12 protein-coding genes are annotated in these 12481 nt (G+C 36.4%); 6 read left to right on the top strand and 6 right to left on the bottom strand.

Annotation, left to right across the window (positions count from 1 at the left end; translation table 11 throughout):
• The 6 genes from G440_RS0102330 to G440_RS0102305 form a co-directional block, all read left to right on the top strand.
• Positions 1 to 799 (top strand): T9SS type A sorting domain-containing protein (locus G440_RS0102330; RefSeq protein WP_026449828.1); only part of this gene is annotated, 799 nt, incomplete at its 5' end.
• A 230-nt stretch (positions 800 to 1029) separates the two neighbouring features.
• Complete coding sequence (locus G440_RS0102325; RefSeq protein ID WP_026449827.1) at positions 1030 to 2031, top strand: glycosyltransferase family 2 protein; 1002 nt, start codon at positions 1030 to 1032, stop codon at positions 2029 to 2031.
• Positions 2032 to 2036: 5 nt separating this feature from the next.
• Positions 2037 to 3008, top strand: a complete 972-nt coding sequence (locus G440_RS0102320; RefSeq protein ID WP_157417818.1) for a CdaR family protein — start codon at positions 2037 to 2039, stop codon at positions 3006 to 3008.
• A 16-nt stretch (positions 3009 to 3024) separates the two neighbouring features.
• Positions 3025 to 3600, top strand: a complete 576-nt coding sequence (gene coaE / locus G440_RS0102315) for a dephospho-CoA kinase (RefSeq protein WP_026449825.1) — start codon at positions 3025 to 3027, stop codon at positions 3598 to 3600.
• Positions 3601 to 3686: 86 nt separating this feature from the next.
• A complete protein-coding gene (locus G440_RS0102310; protein WP_026449824.1) occupies positions 3687 to 5246 on the top strand; it encodes a sensor histidine kinase in 1560 nt (519 codons plus the stop codon).
• A 3-nt stretch (positions 5247 to 5249) separates the two neighbouring features.
• Positions 5250 to 5969 carry a response regulator transcription factor gene (locus G440_RS0102305; RefSeq protein ID WP_026449823.1) on the top strand — a complete coding sequence of 240 codons (720 nt, stop codon included), beginning with the start codon at positions 5250 to 5252 and terminating at the stop codon, positions 5967 to 5969.
• 195 nt (positions 5970 to 6164) lie between these two features.
• On the opposite strand, the gene miaA is transcribed toward G440_RS0102305, so the two are convergent.
• The 6 genes from miaA to G440_RS0102275 form a co-directional block, all read right to left on the bottom strand.
• Positions 6165 to 7082, bottom strand: coding sequence for a tRNA (adenosine(37)-N6)-dimethylallyltransferase MiaA (gene miaA / locus G440_RS0102300; protein ID WP_026449822.1), 918 nt, complete (start codon positions 7080 to 7082; stop codon positions 6165 to 6167).
• The gene (locus G440_RS0102295) at positions 7082 to 7939 is read right to left on the bottom strand and encodes an ion transporter (RefSeq protein WP_026449821.1); all 858 of its coding nucleotides are present in this window, start codon (positions 7937 to 7939) and stop codon (positions 7082 to 7084) included. The genes miaA and G440_RS0102295 overlap by 1 nt, the downstream gene beginning before the upstream one ends.
• A gap of 40 nt (positions 7940 to 7979) precedes the next feature.
• Positions 7980 to 9347, bottom strand: coding sequence for an exonuclease domain-containing protein (locus G440_RS0102290; RefSeq protein ID WP_026449820.1), 1368 nt, complete (start codon positions 9345 to 9347; stop codon positions 7980 to 7982).
• Positions 9348 to 9405: 58 nt separating this feature from the next.
• Positions 9406 to 10074, bottom strand: coding sequence for a YggS family pyridoxal phosphate-dependent enzyme (locus G440_RS0102285; RefSeq protein WP_026449819.1), 669 nt, complete (start codon positions 10072 to 10074; stop codon positions 9406 to 9408).
• A gap of 81 nt (positions 10075 to 10155) precedes the next feature.
• Positions 10156 to 11394, bottom strand: a complete 1239-nt coding sequence (locus G440_RS0102280) for a DUF1015 domain-containing protein (protein WP_026449818.1) — start codon at positions 11392 to 11394, stop codon at positions 10156 to 10158.
• A gap of 150 nt (positions 11395 to 11544) precedes the next feature.
• Positions 11545 to 12435, bottom strand: a complete 891-nt coding sequence (locus tag G440_RS0102275; RefSeq protein WP_026449817.1) for a 3-hydroxybutyryl-CoA dehydrogenase — start codon at positions 12433 to 12435, stop codon at positions 11545 to 11547.
• Positions 12436 to 12481 lie beyond the last annotated feature (46 nt).

The following is a 12481-nucleotide window of genomic DNA, read 5'->3' as shown; positions in this document are numbered from 1 at the left end:
TGGTACAGGGGGTGATTGCGAACAAGAACATCCTATTGCAGGTGATGGTAATGGAGGTTCAGGATCTTCTGTTGATTCTGACTTTACGAGTGCTGCAGACATTGTAGTGGCTGCTGGTGAGGACTTCACATTAGATACCATTGAAGTTTCCTTCTTGACATTTGCTCCGGAAGATGCACCTATAACTGCTAATGTTATATATTATGAAGATGCGGCTGGATTGCCAGGTGCAGAAATAGGAACTGAAACTGTTGTTCCAACCATTTTAAGTTCAGGCGAATGGGTTAACCCTGTCGCATTTAGATTTGATACTAGTCTTGATATGACTCCATTTACCTTTGGTGGTGATGCAGGTAGTGATACTTCGTATTGGATTGGAATAGAAATGGGTACCGCTACCAATCAGGCAACCGTTTTCTGGTTGTACACAGATGGTGCTGGTATAGAAGGAGAGCCAATGGCTCAGTATAACGCCGTTGATGGTTTCTGGACTGTACCGGAACCAACCAGAGAGGTAGGTTATGTTTTCTCTGGAGAGTGTTCTCCGTTAAGCGTTGCTGATAATACGTTAGGTGGATTCACCTTCTACCCAAACCCTACATCAGGTTCCCTTTCATTGAGCTCAGTTAGCAATATAGATTCCGTTGCTATCTATAACCTTTTAGGTCAAAAAGTAATGGATGTTAAAGTTGAAGCTACTACTTCAGAAATCAATATTTCAGGATTGAATACTGGAACATACATTATGAAAGTTTCTGTAGAAGGTCAGATTGGTACTTATAAAGTATTGAAAAATTAAAACTTTATAATTAATTAGTATTTAAAAGCCATTCACGAAAGTGAGTGGCTTTTTTTCTTGCCTCAATCGCTTTTCTTTTGAAGTAAGAAGAAGGCTGATCCTGTAGTTTTATTCATATTAATTAAATAAGTTTTTCTTTTCGGTGTTAGAGTATGAGGAGTTAAAATAGCAAAATGTGATATTTGCTCAGAAACCTATATTTAAATGAATCCATTAGCTAACTTTGCCAAATGCAGCGAAAATATTCGTTTATAATTCCGGTATATAATCGACCTCAAGAAGTCGACGAGCTTTTGGCTAGTTTTGTAACTATTGAATTTCAAGACGATTTTGAAATTGTTTTGGTAGAAGACGGTTCCGCGGAAACTTCCGAAGAAATAGTGAATCAATATGCTGACAGACTTTCTATATCCTATTTTTTTAAGGAGAATTCAGGCCCTGGAGATTCCAGAAACTTTGGAATGAAAAAGGCAACTGGTGATTACTTTATTATTCTTGACTCTGACTGTTTGCTGCCTCCACATTATTTAAATACTGTTGATGCTTTTCTCAATACTACATTTTATCATTGTTTTGGTGGCGCAGATGCGGCGCACGAAAGTTTTTCTCCTTTACAAAAAGCAATCAATTATGCCATGACTTCATTTTTAACCACCGGAGGAATAAGAGGAAGTGAAACTAGTGTGAATCGGTTTGAGCCTAGAAGTTTTAATATGGGAATTTCCAAGGAAGCATTTCAGAAAACGGGAGGTTACTCAAAAATTCATCCAGGAGAAGATCCCGATCTTTCCCAACGTATTTTAAAAGCGGGTTATCATACTACATTTCTGCCAAATGCTTTTGTTTATCACAAAAGACGGATTTCTTGGAAGAAGTTTTATACTCAGGTCAAAAAGTTTGGACTTGTTAGACCTATTTTAAATCAATGGCATCCTTCAGCTTCAAAAATAACATTTTGGTTTCCAACATGTTTCGTGTTTTTTGTTTTAATTTCATTGCTACTTTCCATTTTTCTAAATACATTATTCTTAATCCCCTTGCTTTTATATTTGGTACTGATAATGATTGACTCCTCCATTAAAAATAAGAGTATTTATATTGGTTTACTTTCTGTATTGGCTGTATTCGTGCAGTTTTTTGGATATGGTATAGCCTTTCTGAAATCTACGCTATTTATAAAACTTCTGAAGAAAGATCCTCAGAAACAATTTCCCTCCTTATTTTTTAATTAATTTTATTGAAACTCAAGAAAACTGCTATGACCAAGGGATTTTTTAAAAATGGTAAGAATGCAAAGGCAAAACGCTTACTGTTCTTTCTAATTGTCGCAACAATATTTTGGGTTCTAACTAAGTTTAGTAGGGAGTTTACCTCGACGATGCACACCAAAATCGAATATGTAAATATTCCTGAAACGGCTGCTCTTGCTGAGAATAATACAAAGGAAATTACTTTTGATCTTACAGCCAACGGCTTTGAAATACTCTTCTATAAATTTAAAAAACCTAAAATTGAGGTTCAGGTAGGTGAATTTTATTCGAATGAAGAAAACAGCTTTAAACTCAGTAAAACTGAATTATTGCGAATGGTTTCGGCCAACTTCAACAGGAATTTGGCCATAAATAATCTATCGGTAGATGAGTTGGATGTGCGTTTAGACCCCATTATACTAAAAAAGATTAAGGTAATTCCAAAAACTGATATTCAATATAAAGTGGGATTCAAGGCTGTTGACAGTTTTGTAGTTACTCCCGACTCTGTAACAATCTCTGGTCCTTCAGGTAGTTTAGATAAAATTAAAAGCATTGGGACCGATTTAATTTCGCTTAAGAATGTGGAAAAGAATATTTCAGAATCAGTTAAAATTTCAACTAGAAATAAAGAAATAGTTTCCATAAAACCAAACACGGTAAAAGTAAAATTGGAGGTGGCCGAGTTTTCACAAGGCAAATTTTCACTTCCCGTAGAAGTAATAAATTTACCTCCGGATATGGAAATTAAATTGGTGCCTAAATCCGTAACAGTCACTTTTGATGTTTCGGTAAATGATTTTACAAAAATTACGAAAGAAAGTTTTAGGCTTGTTTGTGATTATTCCAAAAGAAATCAAGACGAGAATTTTATGTTACCGTTTTTTGAGAAAAGTCCTGATAATGTTTACAATGTAGTGATTGAACCCAAAAAGGTCGATTTCTTTATCTTTAAATAATTGTTAATTGATTGCAATGAAACGAATTGGTTTAACAGGCGGCATAGGTAGTGGAAAAACAACGGTTGCCAAAATGTTTTCCAAACTGGGTGTACCGGTTTACATAGCCGATACAGAAGCTAGAAAACTTACCAATTCTTCAAAGACAATTAGACGAGAACTAACCGAGCTTTTAGGCGAAGAAGCTTATTTGGAAGGTGTTTTAAACCGAAAATTTGTTGCGGATAAAATTTTCAATGATAAAGCGCTGTTGGAAGCAGTTAATGGAATCATCCATCCAAAAGTAGCGGCACATTTTAATGCTTGGGCTGCCAAGCAGAAAAGCGCCTATGTAATACAAGAAGCAGCAATTCTTTTCGAAAATGGAAGTTATCGAAATTTCGATGCAATAATTCTGGTTACCGCGCCTAAAGAAATACGAATTGCACGTGTTATGGCTCGAGATAATGCATCATCCCATGAGATTGAGCAACGTGTAAGCAATCAGTGGAGCGATGAGAAAAAGGAAAAACTCGCTGATTTTATCATAGAAAATATTGACCTCGAAGCCACTCAGAAAAGAGTGGAGAATCTACATCGTTCCTTAAGCTGAGTCCCTATAGAGCTGCGATAGCTATCTTTTGTTAACATTTGGTTAAATGGATATATCGCTAAATGTTAAAATCTTACTTTTGAGGTATGAATAAAAAGCTATTTGTTTTGCTTATAGCGCTTATGAGCCTCTCTTTACTGGGGATAGTATTTGTTCAGGGATATTGGATATCAAATGCATATCGAACAAAAGCTGACCAATTCACTATAAATGCAAAGCAAGTGCTTTTGGCGGTTTCCAAGGAAATCAAGTTAAGGGAAGTTGAAGCCTATTATCAACTTTATATACCCTACGTAGATAGTATTGAAGTTCCAAATAGTGCGACTTTTACTGAATTGGCGTATAGAATTCAAAACAAACAGACCAACGAAACCTATATTTTTACCGATGGGATTTTAGAACAGGATTATAAACTTTCGGCTGGCTTTTTCGACTCTGATGCCGACACTATTCAGTTTAGAAAGCTAACAAACCGAAAGACAAAAACTAAAGTCTCTGAAGGATTAGATGGCACCACCTTGACGGAAACCCGCGTGGAATCTTTTTCAAGGTTAAAAGATTATGAGCAAAACCAGTTTGAAAGCTTTGTTAGCAATATTACAGCCCTAACTCCAATATACAAACGAGTAAGTGTAAGTGAAATAACAAGCCTGATAAATAAGGAGCTTAAAGAAAGAGGCTTAAAATCAAAATTTGATTTTGCGGTTTACAGTAACAATCTTGAAACGAAGGTACGCTCAAAGCGTTTTAAGTATGACGATAAAAGTACCTACGTGGTACCTCTTTTTAGCGGTGAAAAAAAGAGCGGATATGAACTTTATGTGAATTTTTCTGAAAAGGAAAAGTTAGTGCTAAACAGTATTTTGGGAATGGCCTTGTTGTCATTGGTTTTTACTGCAGTTATCATTCTTGCATATTCAAGTGCAATTTCGCAAATATACAAACAGCGACAAATATCTCAGATAAAAACTGATTTTATCAATAATATGACTCACGAGTTCAAAACTCCAATTGCAACTATTAATCTTGCATTGGATTCTTTGAAAAATCCGAAAGTAAAGGATAATCGAGAATTTTTGGAGCGTTACTTGGGAATGATTCGAGATGAAAATAAACGAATGCACGCCCAAGTGGAAAATGTACTCCGTATTTCGAAACTGGAAAAGAATGAACTTGATTTACCCAAAGAGCGCGTTAGCTTGCAGGAAGTTGTTGAAGATGCTATTTCGCACGTAAGTTTGATTGTGGAAGACAGGGGAGGTTATATAAAAACACATTATGGTGCGTTGAAATCTACTGTTTTGGCCAATGAATCTCATTTAACAAACGTAATTGTCAATTTATTGGACAACGCAGTGAAATATTCTGAGGATGAGCCAAAAATTGATATTTATTCAGAAAATGGTAAAAATAGTGTTATTCTGAAAATAAGAGATCAGGGAATGGGAATGTCCAAACCTGTTCAGAAAAAAATATTTGAAAAATTTTATAGAGAACACACAGGTGACATACATAACGTGAAAGGCCATGGCCTTGGTCTTGCATACGTAAAACGGATTCTTGATGATCATGATGCCGAGATTTACGTAGAAAGCGAAAAAGGAAAAGGCAGCACTTTTATAATAAAACTACACTTAATATCTTAAACTATGGAAACAGAAAACAAAAAAATTCTTCTTGTTGAAGACGATCCAAATTTTGGAACAGTATTGAAAGATTACCTTGCCATGAACGATTATAACGTGACTCATGCAAAAAACGGAATGGAGGGTTTTGAAAAGTTTAAAAAAGACGATTTCGATCTATGTATTCTAGATGTAATGATGCCGTATAAAGATGGGTTTACACTCGCCAAGGAAATTCGTGAGAAGAACGAAGATGTGCCAATTATTTTTCTAACAGCGAAAGCGATGAAGGAAGATGTGCTAAAAGGCTACAAAGTTGGTGCAGATGATTACCTAAACAAACCTTTTGATAGTGAAGTACTATTGATGAAAATAAAGGCAATTATTCAAAGAAAAGCCACAGATTCAATTGCAGATAGCAAACAATTTGAATTCCAAGTGGGTAATTTCCACTTGAACTCTAAGCTGCGTTTCTTAACTTATAACAATGAAAAGCCGCCTATAAAACTATCTCCTAAAGAAAATGAGTTGTTACGTCTTTTGGCACTTCATAAAAATGACTTGATGCCTAGGGAACTCGCACTTACCAAAATCTGGAGAGATGACAACTATTTCACTTCAAGAAGTATGGATGTTTATATCGCTAAACTCCGTAAATATCTAAGTAAAGATGATGGAGTTGAAATAATTAACATTCACGGGGAAGGCTTCCGATTGGTTGTAAAAGACGAAGTTGACAATTAATCTTATACCAATTTATCAATGTAATGTAGTACAGAAAACGAAGTTGCTTTTTCGTTTTATGACGCTGAGATTGGTTTGCATCCGCCTCGGCGGATGGAAATCATCAGCAGGAAATAGAACGGAAAATGAACGAGTTTAAATGCGACATTACTTTGTTAATTTGGTATTAGTTAAGATATGTGTAAAAAAACGCCTTTAAAGGGCGTTTTTTTCTTTTATAAAGTTTACTATCCTTTCAAAATCCGTTTGATAATCAAACCAATGAATATTTTCATTTTTCTTAAACCAAGTGTATTGTCGCTTTGCGAATCGACGTGTGTTTTTCTTAATCTCTAAAACTGCCTCTTCCTTCGTTAGTTTTCCATCAAAATGATTAAAAAGCTCACGGTAGCCAACGGTGTGGAGGGCATTTAATTCTTTATGGTTATAGAGATTTTTTGCTTCTTCAAGTAAACCGTCTTCAAGCATTTGATCTACGCGGCGGTTGATGCGATCGTAAACAATCGTTCTTTCTGCAGTTAGACCAATAAAAATGGTCTTAAATTTTCGCACGGCTGATTCTCTTTTTAGAAATGACGAATACGGCTTTCCGGAACCACGACAAATTTCTAAAGCGCGTACCAACCTGTGGGGGTTGTGAATGTCAACTTTTTCAAAATAAGAGGGATCTTTTTCCTTTAACTCCTTTTGAAGTGCTTCAATTCCATGAGCATCGATTTCAGCATTCAGTTGTTGTCTAATATCTGGAGAAACTACTGGAAATTTATCCAGCCCTTTCACCACTGCGTCCACATATAAACCAGAGCCACCCACCATAACCGCTACAGAATTATTTTTGAGTATGTTTTCTAAACAAATAAGCGCCTCTCTTTCAAAATCACCAACGGAATAATCATCAAAAACACTAATATTTTGAATGAAATGATGTTCGGCAGCCTTCAGTTCTTCATGAGAAGGAACCGCAGTTCCAATGGACATTTCCTTATAAAACTGTCGGGAATCTGCAGAAATTATTTCGGATGAAAAAGCATTTGCGAGTTTGATGGCAAGAGAAGTTTTTCCAATGGCGGTTGGACCAACTACACATATAAGGGTTCGTGTTTCAGAAATCATTATGCTTCAATATCTTTAGGCGGAGAAAGTTCATAACCACAATTATAGCAAAATTCAGCACCATCTTTATGACCCGTGGCACCGCAGTTTCTACAGGATTGGGTGTTTAACTGAACTGGATCTTCTCGATCCATTCTCACATATTGAGCACCTATAATACCAGTTGGCACAGCGATAACGCCATATCCTAAAATCATAATAACAGTTGCCAAAAACTGACCAGTAGCAGTTACAGGAGCAATATCTCCAAATCCAACTGTTGTAAGGGTAACAATACACCAATAGACGCTCACGGGAATACTATTAAAACCACTGTCTTCCCCTTCAATAAGATACATTAACGTCCCCGCAATGATTGCCACGATGAGAACTGCGAAAATGAAAATAAATATTTTCACTCTGCTTTCAATAAGTGCTTTTTGCAGCTTATTTCCTTCCCCGATGTATCGGGTTATTTTTAAGATTCTAAAAACGCGTAATAGTCTAAGCGCACGAACGGTGAGCAAATAATTACTGCCAATAAGTATAAAGGAGAGGTATAGGGGAATGGTTGAAAGAAAATCTATAATTCCGTAAAAACTAAAAATATAATGTTTTGGTTTCTTTACGGTTATAATCCTGGAAATATATTCAATGGTGAAAAAAATGGTGATGATCCATTCAATAACATAAAACACTCTATGATATTGCAAGTCTATGGACTTCACGCTTTCCAGCATAACAATAATTACGCTAATCAAAATCAAAATAAGCAAGATTATATCAAATAACTTGCCCATTGGGGTGTCCGCTTCATAAATAACTTCATGCAGTTTATGACGCCAAGAATTTTTATCGGTAGGTTTGTTGTGTTTCATTTTGAAGGTCTAAAGTAAGCAACTTTCCTTAATTAATAAGCTAGGCTTGCAGATTAACCGTTTTTAGTACCTTGTTTCTACGCAAATAATTTTGGATGATGTGCTGAACTTCCCTATTGTCTTTCATAGGATTAATAAGGGTTCTCAAGATATCAGGATTGTTGATTTGATGGTTTAGATTGTAAAAGCCATAGCCTTTATAAACTCCATTTTCTATCCAAATCACAGAACGTTCATCAAGGTCCCGACCACGGTCTATGATTAGCATGTTTAGATTTTCATAACTCCGTTTTTCTAAAAAGGCTTTAACTCTGGCATTGTATTCTTCAACTGGCTCTTTGTTTATACACGCGCCGAAACATTCCCCTATGGTATAATTAAAGCAGTTTTTGGTCGTATCAAAAAGTCCTGTCAGTTTTTGACATAGCTGATTTTCTTCTGTTATTTTGAAAAGTGCAGTTCTTGCCTGCTGATAGTTGCTAAAAGTGGTTATCGCTTTCTTACGGCCGTCAGCCTTTTCAATTTTTAGATTGATATATCCGTTGTCATCCACGAATGAAATGAGTTGATGTGAAAAATTGGTACGCCGAAGCCCTCTATTATATTTAGGCTGGTTGTGTTTTATTTCTTCTGATTCCTTTAAGAGAGCAATCAATTCATTGCCCGTTTTTTCAAAAGTAACCGACTTCACTTCCAGTTGTATTCGTTTAGATTTTCGGTTGTCGCTTGTAAAATGTTGCGTCAATCTTTTCTTAATGTTTTTACTCTTTCCTATATATATGATTTTTCCCGCCTCATTACGCATATAATAAACTCCCGTTTCAGACGGTGTATTTTCTATTATATCAATCAGTTTGGGTTCCAATTTTCGTTTGGGATCCTTTTTAAGTGTTTCTGAGATTATTTCCTTTGAAGTGTCCTTGGATAGCAAAAGTTTAAAAAGTGCAACAGTTGCCTTGGCATCACCTTGTGCTCTATGCCTATCTGATAAGGGAATTCCCAAAGACTTGACCAGTTTCCCCAAACTGTAGGAAGGCATATCAGGAATCAGTTTCTTGGATAGCTCTACCGTACAAAGGGTTTCTTTTTCGTATGGATATCCCAACCGATCAAATTCAGTGGTGAGAATCCTATTGTCAAAAAGTGCGTTATGAGCTACCATAATGCACCCGTCGGTAATTTCGATAATGCGTTTTGCAACTTCATAAAACTTGGGAGCTTGCCGGAGCATTTCATTGTTGATACCCGTGAGGTTTATAACAAATGGTTGAATAGGTCTTTCAGGATTTACTAGGCTTATAAATTGATCTACCACTTGATGGCCATCAAATCTATATATTGCAATTTCGGTAATTCCCTCCTCATTGTATTTTCCGCCCGTTGTTTCTATATCTAAAATTGCGTACATGCTCTTTATTGGGTATTCTCTATTTTTTTTATTGAAATAACAGCTCAATGAATACTGATCACTTATAATTACGTTCGCCAAAAATGGCACTTCCTAAGCGAAGCATATTGCTGCCGCTTTTTAAGGCAATTTTATAATCGCCACTCATTCCCATACTTAAAATGTTGAGTTCTATCCCAAAGTTCTCGCACTGAATTTTGAATTCATCATATATTCCCTTTAACTTCATGAATTCTTCTGAAACCTGCTTTTCATCTTCGGTAAAAGTCGCCATTCCCATCAAACCAACGACTTTCACATTTTCAAAGTTTTTCAATTCCTCCGAAGCGAGTAGTGCTGATGCATCTGCTTTTTCCATACCGAACTTACTTTCTTCTTCAGCAATTTTTATCTGAAGCAAACAATGAATCGTTCTTTCGTTTTTCTTTGCCTCTTTGTTTATTTCTTTCAGAAGCTTTAAGCTGTCCACGGCGTGTATTAAGCTGACGAAAGGTGCCATATACTTTACTTTGTTGCGCTGCACATGACCAATCATATGCCATTGGATATCCTTTGGCATTTCTTGCCACTTAGATTCCATTTCTTGAATTTTATTTTCGCCAAAAACCCGTTGTCCGGCATTATAGGCCTCCATCAAATCGGCAACCGGTTTGGTTTTGGAAACCGCTACTAAAGTAACGTCATTAGGTAACTCCTTCTTTAAATTTTCTAAATTTTCTGAAATCATCTCTCTGTCCTCTTTATTATTTTCTCTTTCTTCTTTCTTCTTTCTTCTTTCTTCTTCTCTCTTTCCCCTCTTTTTCAAAAATCAGAATTCATAAACCGTAACACCACTTCGAAGCTTAGGCTCTATATAAGTGCTTTTGGGCGGCATTTTTAATCCCTGATCTGCGATATTCTTCATTTCTTCTGTGGTAACGGGTAATAACCCAAATCCAACTGCAAAAGTACCTGAATCCACAACGGTTTTTACGTATGCTAAATCTTTTTTTCCGTGTGAATATTCAATTCGCTTATCCGTGCGAAGATCATCAATACCCAAGATTGGTTTTAGAATAGTAACATATAAAATATGTGTATCCAATGCATCCAGGGCATTGGTGATTTTGTATTTGCTTTTCCGAAGATGTAAAGAGTAGAACTCACCATCCAAATACATACTGAAATGATTTACTTTAGATGGTTTGTAATAATCTGTTCCCCGATTTTCGATTCTGAAGTGTTCGTCGAGCTTTATTAAAAACTCGTCTTTTTCCAAACCGTTGAGATCCTTTACCAAACGATTGAATTCATATATTTTCAAATCGCTTTCGGGAATCAAGTAACTCATAAAAAAATTATAAGGCTCTTCCCCGGTGTGCTGGGGATGTTCTTCTTTCAAATCTTTCGCCAATAAATAGGAAGAGGAGGAACGATGGTGCCCGTCAGCAATATATAAAGCGGGAAGGGTATCAAAAATATGTTCTATTTTTTTCAGAAGAACTTCGTCGTCAACATTCCAAAGATAATGCGTGTCGCGATAAGTGGTTGTAAATTCATACTCAGGCCTATCTTGCATTACAGAATCTATAATTTTCTTTAATTCTGGATTGTCTGGATAGGTGAGGAGCACAGCTTCAGCATTAAAACCTATTGTTTTTAGGTATTTCTTCAAATTCTCTTCGCGAAACTCTAAAGTGTCCTCATGCTTTTTAATAACATCATCCTCATAATCCTGTACACTTGCCGCACCCACAAAACCGTTGAATACCGAACCGTCACGGTTTACAATTTTATAAATGTAGAAAGAAGGTTTTTTATCCTGCATAAAAATACCATTCTCCTTAAATTCCTGATAGCGATTTCTAACCAAGCCATAGCGTTCTTCACCAGATATTTCCTTGTTATACCTAAATCCAGGGTTTACAATATGCAAAAACGAAAACGGATTGTCGCGCAATCGCGACTCTACCTGGGCGGCAGTATAGCTATCATAAGAACGTGCCGCGAGTAAATTCACTTTGTCCCTTGTAGGACGAACTGCTTTAAAAGGAATTATTTTTGCCAAATTCTTAGTTTAGATGTTTAAAAGTTTAGGAGCTTATAAGCTTGCCCACCGTAGGAGGGTTTATAAGCTTGCTCGCCGGAGGAGGGTTTAAGAGCTTAGTGTTTATGAGCTTTCTCTGTGAGCTTAGTGTCGGCTGTGGCTAAAAAAATATCATTTAGTAAATTGTGAGGAAACATTTTCCGCCTTTCGGTTTTGGCTGTAATCATAAAAACCTTCACCGCTTTTGGCGCCCAATTTCCCTGCCATAACCATATTTACCAATAATGGACAAGGTGCGTATTTCGGATTTTTAAAACCATCATACATCACGTTTAAAATAGATAGACAAACGTCAAGGCCAATAAAATCGGCTAATGCCAATGGCCCCATTGGGTGCGCCATCCCGAGCATCATTACGGTGTCAATTTCTTTTACGCCGGCAACGCCATTGTAGAGCGTTTCTACCGCTTCGTTAATCATAGGCATCAAAATACGGTTTGCAACAAAGCCAGGGTAGTCGTTTACTTCCACAGGAACTTTCTTCAGCTTTGTTGAAAGTTCTTCCACGGTTTTAAAAGTAGCTTCACTCGTACTGTAACCTTTGATGATTTCAACCAATTTCATAATCGGCACCGGATTCATAAAGTGCATCCCTATTACCTTTTCTGGTCGTTTTGTAACGGCAGCAATCTTAGTGATGGAAATTGACGAAGTGTTACTCGCTAAAATGGTGTCTTCATCACAAAAACTATCTAAATCGCGGAAAATTTTCAACTTTAAATCAACGTTTTCGGTGGCGGCTTCCAAAACCAAGCTGGTAGATTTAACACCTTCCTCCAAATTAGTAAAAGTTGAAATATTACTCAGCGTCTGTTGTTTTTCTTCTTCTGAAATTTTTTCCTTGGCAAGCATCCGGTCCAGATTTTTGGTAATGGTAGCTATTCCTTTATCCAATGATGCTTGCGAAACATCAATCAAGTTTACTTTATAATTGTATTGCGCAAAGGTATGGGCAATCCCATTGCCCATTGTTCCAGCGCCTATTACTGCTATATTCTTCATTTATAAATTATAATTTTAGATTTATTATCTTTTTTGACCCGTCAAC

The sequence above is a fragment of the Aequorivita capsosiphonis DSM 23843 genome, assembly GCF_000429125.1.
Classification (GTDB): Bacteria; Bacteroidota; Bacteroidia; order Flavobacteriales; family Flavobacteriaceae; genus Aequorivita; species Aequorivita capsosiphonis.
Note: the sequence above shows the minus strand (reverse complement) of the source record. Positions and strands in the feature narration are given on the sequence as shown.